At 72.9% G+C, this 17,761-nt stretch carries 16 protein-coding genes; 11 read left to right on the top strand and 5 right to left on the bottom strand.

Translation table 11 applies throughout. From position 1 onward, the window contains the following. Positions 1-220 precede the first annotated feature (220 nt). The 5 genes from ACZ8ZB_RS19840 to ACZ8ZB_RS19820 all read left to right on the top strand — a co-directional run bounded on the left by ACZ8ZB_RS19840 (position 221) and on the right by ACZ8ZB_RS19820 (position 6,971). A complete protein-coding gene (locus ACZ8ZB_RS19840) occupies positions 221-1,495 on the top strand; it encodes a sensor histidine kinase (protein WP_470739032.1) in 1,275 nt (424 codons plus the stop codon). Between the two features lie 110 nt (positions 1,496-1,605). Beyond that, positions 1,606-2,970 (top strand): sensor histidine kinase, encoded by a 1,365-nt coding sequence (locus ACZ8ZB_RS19835; RefSeq protein WP_470739031.1) that lies wholly within the window; start codon positions 1,606-1,608, stop codon positions 2,968-2,970. A gap of 228 nt (positions 2,971-3,198) precedes the next feature. Continuing rightward, positions 3,199-3,858 carry a LuxR C-terminal-related transcriptional regulator gene (locus ACZ8ZB_RS19830; protein ID WP_470741533.1) on the top strand — a complete coding sequence of 220 codons (660 nt, stop codon included), beginning with the start codon at positions 3,199-3,201 and terminating at the stop codon, positions 3,856-3,858. 133 nt (positions 3,859-3,991) lie between these two features. Continuing rightward, on the top strand, positions 3,992-5,920 hold the full coding sequence (locus ACZ8ZB_RS19825; RefSeq protein ID WP_470739030.1) for a 2-oxoacid:acceptor oxidoreductase subunit alpha: 1,929 nt from the start codon (positions 3,992-3,994) through the stop codon (positions 5,918-5,920). Then, positions 5,913-6,971 carry a 2-oxoacid:ferredoxin oxidoreductase subunit beta gene (locus ACZ8ZB_RS19820; RefSeq protein WP_470739029.1) on the top strand — a complete coding sequence of 353 codons (1,059 nt, stop codon included), beginning with the start codon at positions 5,913-5,915 and terminating at the stop codon, positions 6,969-6,971. Before ACZ8ZB_RS19825 ends, ACZ8ZB_RS19820 begins: the two co-directional genes overlap by 8 nt. Positions 6,972-7,007: 36 nt before the next feature. On the opposite strand, the gene ACZ8ZB_RS19815 is transcribed toward ACZ8ZB_RS19820, so the two are convergent. Continuing rightward, positions 7,008-7,388, bottom strand: coding sequence for a winged helix-turn-helix transcriptional regulator (locus tag ACZ8ZB_RS19815; RefSeq protein ID WP_470739028.1), 381 nt, complete (start codon positions 7,386-7,388; stop codon positions 7,008-7,010). Positions 7,389-7,488: 100 nt separating this feature from the next. Between ACZ8ZB_RS19815 and ACZ8ZB_RS19810 the strand changes: the two genes are divergently transcribed. The 3 genes from ACZ8ZB_RS19810 (at position 7,489) to ACZ8ZB_RS19800 (ending at position 10,035) form a co-directional block, all read left to right on the top strand. Continuing rightward, positions 7,489-8,343: an SDR family oxidoreductase gene (locus ACZ8ZB_RS19810; protein WP_470739027.1), complete on the top strand. Its 855-nt coding sequence runs from the start codon at positions 7,489-7,491 to the stop codon at positions 8,341-8,343. 159 nt (positions 8,344-8,502) lie between these two features. Beyond that, a complete protein-coding gene (gene rarD, locus ACZ8ZB_RS19805) occupies positions 8,503-9,528 on the top strand; it encodes an EamA family transporter RarD (RefSeq protein WP_470739026.1) in 1,026 nt (341 codons plus the stop codon). Between the two features lie 39 nt (positions 9,529-9,567). Next, positions 9,568-10,035: a VOC family protein gene (locus ACZ8ZB_RS19800; protein WP_470739025.1), complete on the top strand. Its 468-nt coding sequence runs from the start codon at positions 9,568-9,570 to the stop codon at positions 10,033-10,035. Positions 10,036-10,071: 36 nt separating this feature from the next. Here the strand turns inward: ACZ8ZB_RS19800 and ACZ8ZB_RS19795 are convergent, their stop codons facing one another. Continuing rightward, positions 10,072-11,259, bottom strand: a complete 1,188-nt coding sequence (locus ACZ8ZB_RS19795; RefSeq protein ID WP_470739024.1) for a tetratricopeptide repeat protein — start codon at positions 11,257-11,259, stop codon at positions 10,072-10,074. Positions 11,260-11,418: 159 nt separating this feature from the next. Here ACZ8ZB_RS19795 and ACZ8ZB_RS19790 point away from each other — a divergent pair, with 159 nt between their 5' ends. The 3 genes from ACZ8ZB_RS19790 to ACZ8ZB_RS19780 all read left to right on the top strand — a co-directional run bounded on the left by ACZ8ZB_RS19790 (position 11,419) and on the right by ACZ8ZB_RS19780 (position 13,783). Beyond that, the gene (locus ACZ8ZB_RS19790) at positions 11,419-11,913 is read left to right on the top strand and encodes a DUF6668 family protein (protein ID WP_470739023.1); all 495 of its coding nucleotides are present in this window, start codon (positions 11,419-11,421) and stop codon (positions 11,911-11,913) included. Between the two features lie 101 nt (positions 11,914-12,014). Continuing rightward, complete coding sequence (locus ACZ8ZB_RS19785; RefSeq protein ID WP_470739022.1) at positions 12,015-13,130, top strand: amidase family protein; 1,116 nt, start codon at positions 12,015-12,017, stop codon at positions 13,128-13,130. A 68-nt stretch (positions 13,131-13,198) separates the two neighbouring features. Further along, the gene (locus tag ACZ8ZB_RS19780) at positions 13,199-13,783 is read left to right on the top strand and encodes a flavodoxin family protein (protein WP_470741532.1); all 585 of its coding nucleotides are present in this window, start codon (positions 13,199-13,201) and stop codon (positions 13,781-13,783) included. 634 nt (positions 13,784-14,417) lie between these two features. On the opposite strand, the gene ACZ8ZB_RS19775 is transcribed toward ACZ8ZB_RS19780, so the two are convergent. The 3 genes from ACZ8ZB_RS19775 to ACZ8ZB_RS19765 are packed head-to-tail and all read right to left on the bottom strand — an operon-like array spanning position 14,418 to position 17,522. Beyond that, positions 14,418-15,290: an ABC transporter permease gene (locus ACZ8ZB_RS19775; RefSeq protein WP_470739021.1), complete on the bottom strand. Its 873-nt coding sequence runs from the start codon at positions 15,288-15,290 to the stop codon at positions 14,418-14,420. Next, positions 15,277-16,260 (bottom strand): ABC transporter ATP-binding protein, encoded by a 984-nt coding sequence (locus tag ACZ8ZB_RS19770; protein WP_470739020.1) that lies wholly within the window; start codon positions 16,258-16,260, stop codon positions 15,277-15,279. The genes ACZ8ZB_RS19775 and ACZ8ZB_RS19770 overlap by 14 nt, the downstream gene beginning before the upstream one ends. Before the next feature lie 41 nt (positions 16,261-16,301). Next, on the bottom strand, positions 16,302-17,522 hold the full coding sequence (locus ACZ8ZB_RS19765) for a LolA family protein (RefSeq protein ID WP_470739019.1): 1,221 nt from the start codon (positions 17,520-17,522) through the stop codon (positions 16,302-16,304). Between the last annotated feature and the right edge of the window lie 239 nt (positions 17,523-17,761).

Below are 17,761 nucleotides of genomic sequence, written 5' to 3'. Positions count from 1 at the left end.
CACTCCCTTGATCGGCGCCCTGGCCCCTGCCCGTGCCGTGCCCGTGATCCGTACCGGTGGACGTCACGGTTCGACGATCCGTACGCACGGGAGTCTAGGCCCTCATAAATGCACCGTAAGCAGCCCGTCACCGCTCGGCATGCGGGGGTGGGGTTTTCCTCAGTGCGTCCTGGCGGTCCACCTCATGGCGCGGGCCCCCGGCTTTGGGCACGCTATGTCCATGACCGAACCTTTCCCGAGTCCGGGCGCGCCCGTGACGGCAGTCGCGGAGCCGGACGATCGCGGCGACCGCCCGCCACCGGCCCGCTTCGCGTACGACGCGCACACCTGGAAGGAGATCGCCCATCTCCTGGCGAACCTGCCGGCGTCGCTGGTCGGCTTCGTCTACACGGTGACCGTGCTGTTCACCGGCGCCGGGCTGACCGTGACGGTGATCGGGTTCCCGCTGCTCGCGCTCGGGCTGATGGGCTCCCGGCTGCTGGGCCGGATGGAGCGGGCACGGGCGAGGAAGCTGCTCGGGGTGCGGGTGGAGGAGCCGAGCCGGCTGCCGTGGGGCGGCGGTGCCGAAGGGTTCTGGCAGTCGCTGTGGATGGCGCTGCGGGACCCGGTGGGCTGGCGCACGATGCTGTACGAGCTGATACGGCTGCCGTGGGGCGTCCTCACCTTCACCGTCACGCTGACCGGTCTGTTCGTGCTGTGGCCGGTGCTGCCGTTCGTCGTGCGTGCACTGACCAACGCCGACCGGGCGATGGTGCGCGGTCTGCTGTCGCCTTCCGACGAACTGGAGCGGCGCATCGCCGAGCTGGAGTCCGACCGGGGCGTGGTGGTCGACACGGCGGCGGCGGACCTGCGGCGCATCGAGCGCGATCTGCACGACGGGGCGCAGGCTCGGCTGGTCAATCTGGCGATGGGTCTGGGCCTGGCCAAGGAGAAGCTGCTGGAGGATCCCGACGCCGCGGCCTCGATGGTCGAGGAGGCGCACGGCGAGGTGAAGCTGGCGTTGCAGGAGCTGCGGGACCTGGCCCGCGGCATCCACCCCGCGGTCCTGACCGACCGGGGGCTGGACGCCGCGCTGTCCTCGGTCGCCTCGCGCTGCACGGTGCCGGTGCGGGTGACGGTCGACCTCGACGAGCGGCCGGCCGCCGCCATCGAGGGCATCGCCTACTTCACCGTCTCGGAGCTGCTGCAGAACATCAGCAAGCACAGCCGGGCCAGGTCGGCCTCGGTGGAGGTGTGGCGGTCGGAGGGCCGGCTGCTCATCCAGGTCTGGGACGACGGGCGCGGGGGCGCGAGCCTGGACGGCGGGACGGGCATGCGGGGTCTCGCCGACCGGATGGGCGCGGTGGACGGGCTGTTCGTCGTGGACTCGCCGCAGGGCGGTCCGACGACGGTGACGGCGGAGCTGCCGTGGCGTGACCGTTCCGGTGCCCTGGCCGAGGACACGGGCAGGGCCGGGAGGACGGCCGAGGAGGCGTCCGTCCGCGGCCGGGGGTAGGGAAAACCCCCCTCCCAAGACTGCGACGTCCTCCATGGTCCGCCGGCCTGCGGCACAGGAGTCTGGAGGTACGACAGCACAGCCGCCGGACGAGGAGAAGGACGAAGCCGATGGCCACGGACTACGGACAGGCCTACGGGCTCCCCACGGAGCCCGGACACCCCGGGCACGCCGAGGGACGGCGGCACCGGCTGCCGGCCGCGCTGCGGGCGCCGGTCGAGGGACGCACCTGGCGCGAGCTGGGGTACGTGCTGCTGAGCCTGCCGATCAGCATCCTGCTGTTCACCTACGCGGTCACGATGGTGTCGCTGGGGGCGGGCCTGCTGGTGACGTTCCTCGGTGTCCCGGTGCTGGCGGCGGCGCTCGCCGGCTGCCGCGGGTTCGGGGCGGTGGAGCGGGCGCGGGCGCGGGGGCTGCTGGGCCTGGAGGTGGGTGAGCCGGACCCGCTGCGGATGAGGCGGCAGGGGTTCATGGCGTGGATCGGGGCCGTGCTCAAGAGCGGCGCCTCCTGGCGGGCCCTGCTGTACGCGGTGCTGCAGCTGCCGTGGGCGGTGCTCTCCTTCGTCGTCACCGTGACCGTCTGGTCGGTGGGCTGGTCGCTGCTGACGTATCCGCTGTGGTTCTGGGTCTTCCCGATGTACACCGGGCAGGACGGCATACAGCTCTATGGCGACGAGCATCACCGGATCTATCTGGACAACCCGTTCGAGATCGCGGTGACCGCGGGGGTGGGTCTGCTGTTCACCCTCGCCACGCCGTGGATCGTGCGGGCGCTGACGATGGTGGACCGGGTGATGGTGCACGGACTGCTGGGACCGTCGCGGCTGGCCACGCGGGTGGTGGAGCTGGAGTCGGACCGCGGGGTCGTGGTGGACACGGCGGCGGCGGACCTGCGGCGCATCGAGCGCGATCTGCACGACGGGGCGCAGGCCCGGCTGGTGGCCCTGGCCATGGATCTGGGGCTGGCGAAGGAGAAGCTGCGGGAGGATCCGCAGGCCGCGGCACGGATGGTGGACGAGGCGCACGGCGAGGTGAAGACGGCGCTGCAGGAGCTGCGGGACCTGGCCCGCGGCATCCATCCGGCGGTGCTGACCGACCGGGGGCTGGACGCCGCGCTGTCCTCGGTCGCCTCGCGCTGCACGGTGCCGGTGCAGGTGGAGGTGGACCTGGCGGAGCGGCCCGCGTCGGCCATCGAGGGCATCGCCTACTTCACGGTCTCGGAGCTGCTGCAGAACATCAGCAAGCACGCGCGGGCGACCTGGGCGGCCGTGGAGGTGTGGCGGACGGAGAACCGGCTGATGCTCCAGGTCGTGGACAACGGCGTGGGCGGCGCCGAGGTGTCCGGGGGTTCCGGGCTGGCCGGGCTGGCGGAGCGGCTGGACGCGGTGGACGGGGTCCTGGTGGTGGACTCCCCGGCGGGCGGTCCGACGCGGGTGACCGCCGAACTGCCGTGGTGGGCGGAGCGGACACGGTGAGGACGGGCTGAGACCGGCGAGCAGGCTTCGCCGGCGGAACCGGCGGAACCGACGGAACCGGCGGACGGGTGCGGGCCATGGCCCGCACCCGTCCGCCTCGACGACACCCCCATCACGTCGCCCCGCCACGTCCCCCGCCGGATGCTGGAATGCTGGACCCGATGACCGGGTCCGCCACGAGGGCGGCCCGGATCAGGGGCATGGGGGCAGAGGAACGTGGAGGACAGGGTGCGGGTGGTCATCGCCGAGGATTCGGTGCTGCTGCGGGAGGGCCTGACCCGGCTGCTGACCGACCGTGGGCACGAGGTCGTGGCCGGTGTCGGTGACGGTGACGCGTTGATCAAGACCATCACCGAGCTGGACGGGGAGGACCTGCTCCCGGACGTCGTGGTGGCCGACGTGCGGATGCCGCCGACGCACACGGACGAGGGGGTGCGGGCCGCGGTGCAGCTGCGCAGGACACATCCGGGCATCGGGGTGCTGGTGCTGTCGCAGTACGTGGAGGAGCGCTACGCCACGGAGCTGCTCGCGGGTTCCAGCCGTGGCGTCGGTTATCTGCTCAAGGACCGGGTGGCCGAGGTCCGTGAGTTCGTGGACGCGGTGGTGCGCGTGGCCCAGGGCGGCACGGCCCTGGATCCCGAGGTGGTCGCGCAGCTGCTGGGGCGCAGCCGTAAGCAGGACGTGCTCGCGGGGCTCACACCGCGTGAGCGGGAGGTCCTGGGGCTGATGGCGGAGGGCCGGACGAACTCGGCGATCGCCAGGCAGCTGGTGGTCAGCGACGGCGCCGTGGAGAAGCACGTCAGCAACATCTTCCTGAAGCTGGGGCTGTCCCCGAGCGACGGCGATCACCGCCGGGTGCTGGCCGTCCTCACCTACCTCAACTCCTGAGCGGGGGCGTCTCGACACCGTGTCCACCATGCGAATGACCCGAGGAAGGCGACCCTCAGGGACGTAGGGTTTATGCGGGGAAGGCCTGTGGGAAGGCCGTCCCGGACAGCCGCCCTCGAGGAGGTCCAGTTCAGTGACCAGTCAGGTCAGCAGCACAGCGGAGCAGGCCGACGGAACAGTCGTAGGGGAACAGCGCACGGCGGCGGGGGCGAAGGACGTCCGCCGGCTCGACCGGGTGATCATCAGGTTCGCGGGGGACTCGGGTGACGGCATGCAGCTCACCGGTGACCGTTTCACCTCGGAGACCGCGTCGTTCGGCAACGACCTCTCCACGCTGCCGAACTTCCCGGCCGAGATCCGCGCGCCCGCCGGCACCCTGCCCGGCGTGTCGTCCTTCCAGCTCCACTTCGCCGACCACGACATCCTCACCCCCGGCGACGCGCCGGACGTGCTGGTGGCGATGAACCCGGCCGCGCTGAAGGCCAACATCGCCGATCTGCCGCGCGGGGCGGAGATCATCGTCAACACGGACGAGTTCACCAAGCGGGCGATGCAGAAGGTCGGCTACGACAGCAGCCCGCTGGAGGACGGCTCGCTGGACGGCTACAGCCTGCACCCGGTGCCGCTGACCACGCTGACCGTGGAGGCGCTCAAGGAGTTCGACCTCACCCGCAAGGAGGCCGAGCGCAGCAAGAACATGTTCGCCCTCGGCCTGCTGTCGTGGATGTACCACCGGCCCACCGAGGGCACGGAGAAGTTCCTGCGGGCCAAGTTCGCCAAGAAGCCCCACATCGCCGCCGCCAACATCGCGGCCTACCGGGCGGGGTGGAACTTCGGCGAGACGACGGAGGACTTCGCCGTCTCCTACGAGGTGGCCCCGGCGGCGAAGGCGTTCCCGCCCGGCGTCTACCGCAACATCTCCGGGAACCTGGCCCTGTCCTACGGGCTGATCGCCGCGTCCCGCCAGGCGGACCTGCCGCTCTACCTCGGCTCCTACCCGATCACCCCGGCCTCGGACATCCTGCACGAGCTGAGCCGGCACAAGAACTTCGGCGTGCGCACCTTCCAGGCGGAGGACGAGATCGCCGGCATCGGCGCGGCGCTGGGGGCGGCCTTCGGCGGTTCGCTGGCGGTCACCACCACCTCCGGGCCCGGTGTGGCGCTGAAGTCCGAGACCATCGGGCTCGCCGTCTCGCTGGAGCTGCCGCTGCTGGTCGTGGACATCCAGCGCGGCGGCCCCTCCACCGGGCTGCCGACCAAGACCGAGCAGGCGGACCTGCTGCAGGCGATGTACGGCCGCAACGGCGAGGCGCCGGTCCCGGTCGTCGCGCCCCGCACCCCGGCCGACTGCTTCGACGCCGCGCTGGAGGCGGCCCGCATCGCCCTCACCTACCGCACGCCGGTGTTCCTCCTCTCCGACGGCTACCTCGCCAACGGCAGCGAGCCCTGGCGCGTCCCGGACCTCCAGGAGCTGCCGGACCTGACCGTGCGGTTCGCGCAGGGGCCGAACCACGCGCTGGACGACGGCACCGAGGTGTTCTGGCCGTACAAGCGGGACCCGCAGACCCTGGCCCGCCCCTGGGCGGTCCCCGGAACCCCGGGTCTGGAGCACCGCATCGGCGGCATCGAGAAGCAGGACGGCACGGGCAACATCTCCTACGACCCGGCCAACCACGACTTCATGGTCCGCACCCGGCAGGCGAAGGTCGACGGCATCGACGTCCCCGACGTCGAGGTCGACGACCCGGACGGGGCGAGGACCCTGGTGCTGGGCTGGGGGTCGACGTACGGGCCGATCACGGCCGCCGTGCGCCGCATCCGCAAGGAGGGCGGCCGGATCGCGCAGGCCCATCTGCGCCACCTCAACCCCTTCCCGCGCAACCTCGGCGACGTGCTCGGAAGGTACGACAAGGTGGTGGTCCCGGAGATGAACCTGGGGCAGCTCGCCACCCTCATCCGGGCGAAGTACCTGGTGGACGCCCGCTCCCACAATCAGGTCAACGGCATGCCGTTCAAGGCGGAGCAGCTCGCCGCGGCGCTGAAGGAGGCCATCGATGACTGACGCCAACGCCCTTCTCCAGCTGGTGCCCAAGGCCGAGGGCCGCCAGTCGATGAAGGACTTCAAGTCCGATCAGGAAGTGCGCTGGTGCCCCGGCTGCGGCGACTACGCCGTCCTCGCCGCCGTACAGGGTTTCATGCCCCAGCTCGGCCTGGCGAAGGAGAACATCGTCTTCGTCTCCGGCATCGGCTGCTCCTCCCGCTTCCCGTACTACATGAACACCTACGGGATGCACTCCATCCACGGCCGCGCCCCCGCCATCGCCACCGGTCTGGCCACCTCGCGGCGCGACCTGTCCGTCTGGGTCGTCACCGGCGACGGCGACGCGCTCTCCATCGGCGGCAACCACCTCATCCACGCCCTGCGCCGCAACGTCAACCTCAAGATCCTGCTGTTCAACAACCGGATCTACGGCCTGACCAAGGGGCAGTACTCCCCCACCTCCGAGGTCGGCAAGATCACCAAGTCGACGCCGATGGGATCGCTGGACGCGCCCTTCAACCCGGTGTCGCTGGCGATCGGCGCGGAGGCGTCCTTCGTGGCCCGCACCGTCGACTCCGACCGCAAGCACCTCACCGAGGTGCTGCGTCAGGCCGCCGACCACCCCGGCACCGCCCTGGTGGAGATCTACCAGAACTGCAACATCTTCAACGACGGCGCCTTCGAGGTCCTCAAGGACCGGCAGCAGGCCGAGGAGGCGGTGATCCGCCTGGAGCACGGGCAGCCGATCCGCTTCGGCGCCGACCACGCCAAGGGCGTCGTCCGCGACCCGGCCACCGGCGACCTGAAGGTCGTCGCGGTGACGGCGGACAACGAGGCCGACATCCTGGTCCACGACGCCCACGCCGCCTCCCCGACCACGGCCTTCGCGCTGTCCCGCCTCGCCGACCCCGACACCCTGCACCACACCCCCATCGGCGTCTTCCGCTCCGTCGACCGGCCCGTCTACGACACCCTCATGGCCGACCAGCTCGACACCGCCGTCGAGCAGCAGGGCAAGGGTGACCTCGCCGCACTGCTCGCCGGCGGCGACACCTGGACCGTCGTCGGCTGAGTCCCGCCGGCAGGCGTACGGCGAGGCCCGGGTGCTCTACGGCGCCCGGGCCTCGTCGTACGCCTGCCGGGCGGCGAGGACGTCGGCCATGCGCTTGTCGGTCCACAGGGCCAGGTCGCGCACCTGCTCGGCCGCCTCGCGGCCCAGGCCGGTCAGGGAGTAGTCGACGCGGGGCGGGATGACCGGCTTGGCGTCGCGGTGGACCAGGCCGTCGCGCTCCAGGGTCTGGAGGGTCTGGGTGAGCATCTTCTCGCTGACCCTGCCGATCGCCCGGCGCAGTTCGCTGAAGCGGTGCGGGCGCTCCAGCAGCCGGATCAGCGCCAGGACGCCCCAGCGGCTGGTCACGTGCTCCAGAACCAGCCGGTGCGGGCACATCGCCTCGGCTTCGCCCTGCCGGCCACCCTCACTTACCGCCATGCCAGTACCTTACTCCAAAGTGGGTACTTTCCATTAGTTAGCGCAACTCCTAGGCTGAAGCGGCACGCCCGCACCCGCACCCCCACAGGAGTTCCGCACCATGAGCATCGTCGTCACCGGCGCCACCGGACACCTCGGCCGTCACGTCGTGGAGCAGCTGCTGGAGAAGGTTCCGGCCGAGCGGATCACCGCCGTCGTCCGCAGCGCGGAGAAGGCGGCCGAGTTCGCCGGGCGCGGGGTGCGGATCGCGGTCGCCGACTACAACGCCCCCGAGACCTTCGACGGCCTGTTCGCGGCCGGCGACAAGGTCCTGCTGATCTCCGGCAACGAGTTCGACAAGGGCCGGGTGGGCCAGCACCGGGTCGTCATCGACGCCGCGAAGGCCGCGGGGGTCGCCCTGCTCGCGTACACCAGCGCCCCCGGCACCCTGACCGCCGCGCTCGCCGACGACCACCGCGGCACCGAGGAGGCGCTGCTGGGCTCGGGCGTGCCGTACGCGCTGCTGCGCAACGGCTGGTACCACGAGAACTACACCGAGAACCTCACCCCGGTGCTGGAGCACTCCGCGGTCGTCGCCGCCGCCGGTGAGGGCCGGATCTCCTCCGCCTCGCGGGCCGACTACGCGGCCGCCGCCGTCGCCGTGCTGACCGGCGAGGGACACGAGAACACGACGTACGAACTGGGCGGCGACGAGGCGTGGAGCTTCGCCGAGTACGCGGCCGAGCTGAGCCGGCAGACCGGCAAGGAGATCGCCTACACCCCGGTCACACCCGAGGCGCTCACCGGCATCCTGGCCGGCGCCGGGGTGCCCGGGCCGATGGCCGCCGTGCTGGCGGGCGTGGACGCCTCGATCGAGAAGGGGGAGCTGGTCGTCGACAGCGGCGATCTGTCCCGGCTGGCCGGCCGCCCCACCACCCCGCTCGCCGAGGCCGTCGCCGCCGCGCTCAAGGGCTGACCCGGAGGTCCGCCCCGTCCGCCACCCCCGCCCGTCACGACCGTATGCCGGTACGGACATGACACGCGGGGGTGTCCGGCGTTACCGTCGTCCGGCGAACACCGCGTACGCGGGCGTCGCGGGGGGACAGGACACACGTCGGACACGAAGGAGGGTTCCGTGACCGGGAAGTCGGCCGCAGAGCGGCGTACAGGACTGCTGAACGGCTTCGCCGCGTACGGGATGTGGGGGCTCGTCCCGCTGTTCTGGCCCCTGCTCAAGCCCGCCGGGGCGGTGGAGATCCTCGCCCACCGGATGGTCTGGTCCCTGCTCTTCGTGGCCGCCGCCCTGCTCCTCATACGCCGCTGGGCCTGGCTCGGCGAGCTGCTGCGGCAGCCGCGCAAACTGGCGCTGATCACGGTCGCCGCGGCGGTCATCACCGTCAACTGGGGCGTCTACATCTGGTCCGTGAACTCCGGGCACGTCGTCGAGGCCTCCCTCGGCTACTTCATCAACCCGCTGGTCACGATCGCGATGGGCGTGCTGCTGCTGAAGGAACGCCTGCGGCCCGTCCAGTGGGCGGCGGTCGGGGTGGGCGCCGCGGCGGTGCTCGTCCTCACCGTCGGCTACGGCCGGCCGCCGTGGATCTCGCTCTGCCTCGCCTTCTCCTTCGCCACGTACGGGCTGGTGAAGAAGAAGGTCAACCTCGGCGGCGTCGAGTCGCTGGCCGCCGAGACCGCGGTCCAGTTCCTGCCCGCGCTCGGCTACCTGCTGTGGCTGGGCGCCCGGGGCGATTCCACGTTCGCCGCCGAAGGGGCGGGGCACGCCGCGCTGCTCGCCGCGACCGGGATCGTCACCGCGCTCCCCCTGGTCTGCTTCGGCGCCGCCGCGATCCGCGTGCCGCTGTCCACGCTGGGACTGCTGCAGTACCTGGCGCCGGTCTTCCAGTTCCTGCTCGGGATCCTCTACTTCAAGGAAGCCATGCCGCCCGAGCGCTGGGCCGGTTTCGCCCTGGTGTGGCTGGCGCTCGCCCTCCTCACCTGGGACGCGCTGCGCACCGCCCGCCGGGCCGCCCGCGCGCTCGCCGGGAGGACCGGCGCGGCCAGGACCGGCGCGCCGGCCGGCGCGGTCGGCGCGGCTGCGGAACCGGACACCGGGGGCGTGCCCGGCGCGGCCGAGGCGGAGCGGGTGAAGGTCAGGCCGTAGAGCCGGGCGCTGTCGGAGCGGGGGCCTATAACTGGTGGCATGACGCAGACACCTGCCACCCCCGTGCACTGGAAGATCGTCATCGACGCGGCCGACCCGCACGCGCAGGCCGACTTCTGGGCCGCCGCCCTCCGGTACGTGGTCGAGGACAACAGCGCGCTCATCGGGAAACTGCTGAGTGCGGGCGCCGTCCCGGACGAGCTGACCGTCGAGTCCCACGGCCGCCGGGCGTGGCGCGACCTGGCGGCGGTACGGCACCCCGACGACCCCTACGAGGAGGAGAGCGGCACCGGCCGTGGACGGCGGCTGCTGTTCCAGCGCGTACCGGAGGAGAAGACGGTCAAGAACCGGCTCCACCTCGACCTGCATCCCGGCGCGGGACGCCGTGAGGAGGAGCTCGCCCGGCTGGAGGGGCTCGGCGCGCGCGTGCTGCGGCGGGTGGAGGAGCCTTCCGGGGGTTGGCTCGTCCTGACGGACCCGGAAGGCAACGAGTTCTGCCTGCATTAGGGGCTTCGTCCGCTCTTCCCCTGCGGTGGAGACTCCTCAGGACCGCTGGGCGCGGGCGCGTTCGGTCAGCCGGCCCATGCGGGCGCGGGCGGACTCCAGCTCCTCGATCTCGTCGGCGGCGGGCCCGTCCTCGGCGGTGAGCTCGGTCCACAGGGCGATCAGCTCGTGCCCGAGCTCCAGTCCGAGCAGCGGGTCGCGCACCGCGCGCCATGCGGTCGCCGCGCTGCGGACGTTGCCGTAGGCGGCCTCCGCGTCCCCCGCGCGGCGGCAGAGCACGGCGAGGTCGAGGGAGATCCGGAAGGCGCGCAGCGGCTCACCGGCCAGGTAGGCGACGTACGCGGCGAGTTCGCGCAACCGCAGCACCTCCGGTTGCTCCGGCCCCAGGGTTCCCGAGGCCTCCGCGGAGGTCTCCTCGGCCAGCCGGGCCGCCTCGTCGATCCTGCCCGCCCGGACGGCGTCGCTGATTCTGGCCATGGGTTCGGCGAGGCGGCTCTCGCCGGTGACGGGGGGTTCGTCACCGAGCACCGCCTCCGCCACGGCGTCGAACCCGCGGGGCGGGGCGGGCTTGGGCTCGGGGTCGGGCAGGGGCTCGGGGGCCAGTGCGGCCTCGGGTGCCCGGAGCCGGCCGGGAAGCGGCCTCGCGTCCATGGCCGGGGGCGGGCCGAACTCGCCCGTCGGAGGCACGACCGTGCCGGGCGGCACGGCCTCCGCCGCCCCGGGGACGGTCCGTGGCCCGAACGTCGGCACGGCCTCCCGGGGAGCCTCCGGCGCGGGCACGGGGCGCAGCTCGAAGGCGGGAGTGGCGTACCGTACGGGAGCCGATCCGGACGCATCTTCCGGCGCCGGCTCGGACGCGGGGTGCGGAAGGCGCGTCGGCCGGTCCGCGCCGGACTCCCGCGCCCGCGCCGTCAGGACCGGCTGCGCCGTGAAGTGGCTGGAGCCGTCCGGGTCGACCCGGAGCGGGACGACGCAGCCGATGCGTTCGTCGTGCACGGTGGCGAGGACGGCGTGGCCGGAGGCGATGGCGATGCGGTGGAGGCGGTCCAGCACCGCCTGCTGGATCTCCTCGCCGGGCCCGGCGATCACCGTCACCCCGCCCACCGACGCCCCGCCCGCGCCCGCCCCGCCCACGGGGACATGGACGTCGATCGGCGCTGCCGCAAGGTTCGCCGCATGCGCGGCCTGCTGCTGTTCCCGCTTCTTCTCGCGGCTGAGTCGAGACATCGTTCCCTCATTCGGGTCGTACACCTGCCGTCGAGTGTGTCCGTTCGCCCGCGTTTCTCACGTCACCGCGCTGTCACAGGCTCGTCCCAACGGCCGTCCGCGGCGGTTTCCCGTCCGCCCGGCGGCATGAAGACCGAGGTGGCGAGCAGGATGGGGGACATGGAACAGGGACCGGAGATCTGGATCCGAGGGCCGGTGACGGTATCAGAGGCGGCCCCGCCGGAGCCCGCCCCCGCGCGGGCGGCGGCCCGCCGCTTCTCCTGGGTCGGCCTGCACGGCGGCGCGGGCGTCTCCACGCTCGCCGCGGTCTACGGCGGCCATGACGGCGGACGCGCCTGGCCCGGCGCCGCCGGTCCGCCGTCGGTGCTGCTCGTCGCCCGGACCCACGCGGCCGGCCTGGACGCCGTGCTCCCGACGGTGGACGCGGTCCGGCGCGGTGAGGCGCCGCGGGGGACCGACCTGGAGGCCGTGGTCCTGGTGGCGGACGCGCCGGGACGGTTGCCGCGTCCCCTCGCCCACCGGATCCGGCTCGTCGAGTCGGTGATCGACGTGTACCGCGTGCCCTGGGTGGACGAGTGGCGCCTGGGCGACCTGTCCGGCCGGCCGCCCCGCGGGACGGAGCCGCTGGCCCGGCTGACGGGTGCGGTGCGCTGAATCCGGAGGCCCGGGTGCCGGCCGGCCGGGGCTCCGGCTCCCGTGCGTCCGGCCCGGTCGAGGGGATCGCGTCCGCCGTGCGCGGGCGGCGGCTGCGGGCCGTGGACGTGATCGCAAAGGCGCTGGCGCGGATCGAGCGGGCCGATCCGGTGCTGTGCGCGTTCCTCGAGGTGTGGGGCGAGGAGGCGCTGCGCCGGGCGGACGAGGTGGACAGGCGGGTCGCCGCCGGTGAACGTCCGCCGCTGGCCGGGGTGCCGGTCGCGGTCAAGGGGCGGCACGGGCTGCGTGCGGCGAAGCCGCTGCTCGCGGCCGGTGCGGTCGCCGTGGGCGCCACGTCGGTGCCCGGTCCGGGCACGCCCTGGCAGACCTGGGGGCTCGGGGCGCACGGCCGTACCGTCAACCCGTGGCGGGCGGACCGTACGCCGGGCGGTTCCTCGGCCGGGGCGGCCGTGGCGGTGGCGGCCGGGCTGGTGCCCCTGGCGACGGGCAGCGACGGCGCGGGCTCGGTGCGGATCCCGGCGGCGTGGTGCGGGGTCGTCGGGCTGAAGGTCACGGGGGGCCGGCTCCCCTCGGCCGACCGTACGGGCCTCGCCGCGCCCGGAGTCCTCACCCGCACGGCCTCGGACGCCGCGGCCTGGTGGCGGACGGTGTCGGGGCGGCCCACGGCCGTCGAGGCCTCCCCGCCCCTCCCCGTCCCCGCCGTCTGGTCCCCCGACCTCGGCTTCGCCGGTCCCGGCGCGGAGCCCGTCGCCCTGGCCCGGGCGGCGGTCGGCCGGCTGGCCGACACCGGACTCGTACGGCTCGTGCGGCCCTCGTCGCCGCCGGAGCTCCTCGATCCCGCGCCCGCCTGGCTCGCCCTGCGCTCCCCCGGCGCCGACCCCGCCGGCGCCCACCGCGTCCGGGCGGAGAACGACCGGCGCCTGGACGCCCTCTTCGCCCGTGCCGACCTGCTGCTCACGCCCACGACACCCACCGCGCCACACGGTCACGACGGCCCCGGCGAGATCTACTCGACCGCGCTCACCTGGGCGTTCAACGTCAGCGGACACCCCGCGCTGAGCCTCCCGGCCGGGTTCGGCGCCGACGGCTGCCCGGCGGGACTCCAGTTGGTCGCGCCGCGCGGGCGGGAGGACCTGCTGCTCGCGGTGGCGGCGGAGGCGGAGCGGCGCGGGGCCGCCGTCGGCCGGGCAGCCCGTGGAACCGCTCGACCCCTTTGACATATAGATGCATGTGCATATGATGCAGATGCCTGTAATTGATGTGCGCCGAGCACTTGGGGATGACCATGGACCGTCGCTTCCTCTTCGTCCTGGGCAGCGCCCGCCCTGACGGAAACACCGAACTGCTGGCCCGCAGAGCCGCCGAACAGCTGCCTCCGGACGTGGAGCAGCAGTGGATCGACCTCGCCGCCCACCCCCTGCCCGAATTCCAGGACCTGCGCCACGACAGCGACCACGTCCGCCCCACCGGGGGCAACGCGGCCCTGCTGCTGGACGCCACCCTGGCGGCGACGGACGTGGTGATCGCCTCGCCGCTGTACTGGTATTCGGTGTCCGCGCAGACCAAGCGCTACCTGGACCACTGGTCGGGGTGGCTGCGCACCCCCGGCCTGGACTTCAAGGCGACCCTGGCGGGACGCACCCTCTGGGGGGTCACCGCGCTCGCGCACGAGGAACCCCAGGTCGCCGACCCGCTGATCGGCACGCTGAACAACTCGGCCGCGTACATGGGGATGCGCTTCGGCGGGGTGCTCCTCGGCAACGGCAGCAAGCCGGGGGACGTGCTGAGGGACGCGGAGGCGCTGGTGCGGGCCAAGACGTTCTTCGCGCAGGACGCGCCGCTCGCCCGCTTCCCCCACGAGGCCGGCTGACCTCCGCTCCCCACCGGCCGAGCCGCGCCTCGCCGCCGATGTGCGCGGCGAGGCGCCGGGCGCTCGAGATCGCCGGGCTTGGCCACGTGGACGAAGACGGTGTGGTCCTCGGTCCGCCTGTCGCCGTGCTGCGCCTCGTCGTCGTGGAACACGATCCGGATTCCGTCGCAGTTCCAGTGCCCGTGGGAATCGGTCTCCGGGTCGTCCGGCCGGCGGCCGTGCCGCTCGATGACCGCCGTCCCGTCGCCCGGAGCGGCCAGGAACCGCTCCTCGACGTCCCGCGCCCGGCGCCCGCCGGGAAGTCCAGCGGCAGATGCGCCCGGAGTCCGGCGTCGCCCAGTCGCGTCACGTCGAGGTCGAAGAGGAGGAAGCCACCGGTTGCCGGATCGGTGCGGGCGTCCACGTAGTCGAAATCGGCTCCGGGGACGATCTCGGCCATCCGCCGCACGTCCCCGGGCGTCCGCGTCTCGGCGGACAGCCATGCCTTGTCATCGATGTGCTCCAGCAGCGCGCACGGCTGCTTGGCCTGCCGGCAGGCCTCGGCCTCGTCGGTGGTCCGCAGGACGGGACACGCCTTCGAGTCGCCCACGGACCGAACCGTCACGCCCCGGCCCGCCCGTGCCGGCGCGTCTCCCTATGCGGTGATGTCCTTCGCCGTGAACCTCGCCCAGGCCGCCGAGCCGAACACGGCCGCGTAGAGGGCCTGGAGGCCGAGGTTCCTGGTCAGGTCGTCCCAGTGGACCGGTTCGCGCATCAGGTCGGCGAAGGACAGCCAGTAGTGGGAGAAGAGGTAGGGGTGCAGGGCGTGCAGCTGGGGGATCTGGTCGAGGATCTGGACCGTGATCAGCAGTCCGACCGTGGTCGCCATCGCCGCGATGCCGCTGTTGGTCAGTGTGGAGACGAACAGGCCGAGCGCCGCCACCCCGATCAGTGACACGGCGACGACCAGGGCGATCAGCAGGGCTCTGGCCAGCCCCTCGGAGAAGCTGATCCGGGTGCCCGAGATGGTCGTGAGGTCGCCCAGCGGGAACAACAGCGCACCGGTGACCAGCGCCGACACGGCGACCACGAGGGTGGCGACCAGACAGAAGACCATGACCGTCGCGTACTTGGTGAGCAGCAGGCGGCTGCGGCCCGCGGGGGCGACCAGGAGGTAGCGCAGGGTGCCGGCGTTCGCCTCGCCGGCGACGGCGTCGCCCGCGACCACCCCGATCGCCATGGGCAGGAAGAACGGCAGCGTGGCGGCGAGCGCGGTGAAGACCAGGAACAGGCCGTTGCCGGTGATCTGCGAGATGAACGCCGGTCCTCTCCCGCCGCCCCCGCCACCTGCCGACGAGCCGTCACCGGTCTCGATCCGCACGGCGATGCCGACCAGGACCGGTACGGCGGCCAGCACCCCGAGCAGGGCGAGGGTGCGCCAGCGCCGGAAGGTGGTGAGCAGCTCGCTGCGCAGCAGTCCGAGGGCCCACAGCGGGCTCGCCTTCCGCGCCGCTTCAGCCCGCGACATCGAAGCCCTCCCCGGTCAGCGCCACGAACGCGTCCTCCAGCGAGGCCCGTTCGACCCCGAAGCCGCGCACCCGGACACCGGCGGTGACCAGTGCGGCGTTCACCTCGGCGAGGTCGCGCCCGGGCGCCTCGCCGGTCACCCGTTCCCCGGCCACGACGACATCGGCGATCCCCTGCTCCTTGAGCACCCGGGCCGCGTCCGCCGGGTCCGGTGTGGTCACCACCAGCCGGCCCCGGGCGCCCGCGGCCAGGTCGGCGACCGGGCCCTGGGTGATCAGCCGGCCCCGGGCCATCACGGCGGCGTGCGTGCACACCTGCTCGATCTCGTCGAGCAGGTGGGAGGAGAGGAAGACGGTGGTGCCGTCCGAGGCCAACTCACGGACCAGTGCGCGGATCTCCCGCATGCCCTGCGGGTCGAGGCCGTTGGTCGGCTCGTCCAGGACGAGCAGCCGGCGCGGCTGGAGCAGGGCGGACGCCAGGCCCAGGCGCTGCTTCATGCCGAGGGAGTACGCCTTCGCCTTCTTGCCGGCCGCGGCCGTGAGGCCCACCCGGTCCAGGGCGGCGGCGACGCGCGCGCGCCGGGTGCGCGGATCGGCGGTCGGGTCGGCGGCGTCGTAGCGCAGGAGGTTGTCGCGGCCGGAGAGGAAGCCGTACAGGGCCGGGCCCTCGATGAGGGCGCCGACGTGGGGCAGCACGGCGCGCGCGGAGCGCGGCATGGGGCGCCCCAGGACGTGCGCCGTGCCGGAGGTCGGCTCGATCAGCCCCATCAGCATGCGGATGGTGGTGGTCTTGCCGGAGCCGTTGGGGCCGAGGAAGCCGAAGACGCTGCCCTCCGGGACGGTCAGGTGCAGACCGTCGACGGCGAGCTGTCCGCCGCGGTAGCGCTTGGTGAGCGCGCGGGTGGCGATGGCTCCGTCACCCGTGGCCTCCTCGTCGCGCCGCTCCGGCTCCGTGGCGGACGCCTCGCCCATCGGCTCCCTCGTTCCCTGTCGTGTCGTGAGGTCCCGGGGCCTTACTTCCCCGCGTCGGCCGCCTTCACGAGCGCGTCCTTGGTGACGGTGCCCACGTAGACCTTGCCGTCCTCGGTGATCAGGGCGTTCACCAGGCGGGTGCTGAACACCGTGCCGGTGCCGAACTCGCCCTTGACCTGGTCGCCGAGCGAGCCGAAGAAGCCGCCGAGGTCACCGCCTGCCCCGTCGGCGGGCAGGACGCCCCCGTCACCGGTGCCGAAGACGGCGACGGTGTTCCAGCCCTCGCCGAGCATCTTCGGTCCGTCGAGGCCCTTGGCCAGGTCCTCCTCGGACTTCGGGGCCTTCCCGGGCTTCCCGGAGTGCTCCCCGCCCCGGTCGAGTTCGTCGGCCTCGGTCACCTCGGCGCCCTTGGGCGGGGTGAACTCGAAGGTCGACGCGGCCGGGCGGTCGAAGCTCACCTTGGTGAAGCCGACGTCCACGACGGCCGCGCCGCCGCTGGACGGGGTGAGGGTGAACTTCAGCGGCATGCCCGTCTCGTGGTCCACCGCGATGCTGATCGCGCCGACCGTGGAGCCGGACTGCTTCGGCTCGACGACCAGCCTGTACGCGTCCCGGCCGGCCACCTGGGCGGTGCCGTCGACGGTCACGGACGTGGTGTCGTCGACCGCCTTCAGCGCCTCCTCGGCGAAGTCCTTCGGAGTGGCCGGGGGCTGCTGCTCCCGGTCCTCGCCAAAGGCGTCGACCGTGCCGTGGTAGACCTCGTTGGACGCGCTGTCGTAGCCCCAGACGTCCTTGCCGTTGTGGATCAGGCTGTACTCGGCGGCGTTCTCCAGGATCGAGACCTTCTGCCGGTCCGGACCGTCGGCCGCGATCCGCAGCGTGTGCGTGCCGGACGCCAGTTCGGTGAGCTTGGCGGACGGGTCGGCCGAGGAGCCACCGTCACCGCCCTGCTCCGTCGCGCCGGACATGAGGCTGCTCTCCAGGCCGCCGAGGTTCGGCAGTCCGAGGTCGGTGGTGATCTTCACGGTGCCGGACAGCTGCTCGACGTCCGACTGCGCGATCTTCTCGATGAGCTGCGCTGCGGTGATCTCCGGCAGCTCGGGGTCGCCGGAGTCCGCGAGCGCGGGGACGAGGCCGATGGTCGCGGCCGCCACCCCCATCACGGCGACGGGGACGGCGTACCGCGCGACCCTGCGCCGTCGCGTGCGCGGCTCGTCGGCCTCCCCCGCGGTCGTCGTGTTCTCGGATTCGTACGGTGCCATGTGTGCCCTACCTCCGTGGTCGGCGGCGGCTTCCGTCTCGTGTCCTCGCACCAGTCCCGCCCTGAGCCGCCATTCTCACCCGAACCGGTGAGAAGTGGTGTTGTCCGTCGTGGTCCATCCGACCAAATCCGGCAGGCGGATTCGTCAGCCCTCGGACGCAACTCCACGTACTGCTGGGGTATGACACGGAGGGCGGTTCCCTCCCCCGTCCCGTAGGGGGCACGGGGGCCCGGGCCGGC

It is taken from the genome of Streptomyces sp. 12E (assembly GCF_055633275.1).
This window is presented reverse-complemented; position numbering and strand designations above follow the sequence as displayed.

Coding starts and splice junctions, on each gene's coding strand:
- ACZ8ZB_RS19795 (WP_470739024.1), bottom strand. CDS start 11,259: ATGTCTCGACTCAGCCGCGAGAAGAAGCGGGAACAGCAGCAGGCCGCG.
- ACZ8ZB_RS19765 (WP_470739019.1), bottom strand. CDS start 17,522: ATGGCACCGTACGAATCCGAGAACACGACGACCGCGGGGGAGGCCGAC.
- ACZ8ZB_RS19810 (WP_470739027.1), top strand. CDS start 7,489: ATGAGCATCGTCGTCACCGGCGCCACCGGACACCTCGGCCGTCACGTC.
- ACZ8ZB_RS19840 (WP_470739032.1), top strand. CDS start 221: ATGACCGAACCTTTCCCGAGTCCGGGCGCGCCCGTGACGGCAGTCGCG.
- ACZ8ZB_RS19815 (WP_470739028.1), bottom strand. CDS start 7,388: ATGGCGGTAAGTGAGGGTGGCCGGCAGGGCGAAGCCGAGGCGATGTGC.
- ACZ8ZB_RS19790 (WP_470739023.1), top strand. CDS start 11,419: ATGGAACAGGGACCGGAGATCTGGATCCGAGGGCCGGTGACGGTATCA.
- ACZ8ZB_RS19770 (WP_470739020.1), bottom strand. CDS start 16,260: ATGGGCGAGGCGTCCGCCACGGAGCCGGAGCGGCGCGACGAGGAGGCC.
- ACZ8ZB_RS19820 (WP_470739029.1), top strand. CDS start 5,913: ATGACTGACGCCAACGCCCTTCTCCAGCTGGTGCCCAAGGCCGAGGGC.
- ACZ8ZB_RS19835 (WP_470739031.1), top strand. CDS start 1,606: ATGGCCACGGACTACGGACAGGCCTACGGGCTCCCCACGGAGCCCGGA.
- ACZ8ZB_RS19800 (WP_470739025.1), top strand. CDS start 9,568: ATGACGCAGACACCTGCCACCCCCGTGCACTGGAAGATCGTCATCGAC.
- ACZ8ZB_RS19775 (WP_470739021.1), bottom strand. CDS start 15,290: ATGTCGCGGGCTGAAGCGGCGCGGAAGGCGAGCCCGCTGTGGGCCCTC.
- ACZ8ZB_RS19780 (WP_470741532.1), top strand. CDS start 13,199: ATGGACCGTCGCTTCCTCTTCGTCCTGGGCAGCGCCCGCCCTGACGGA.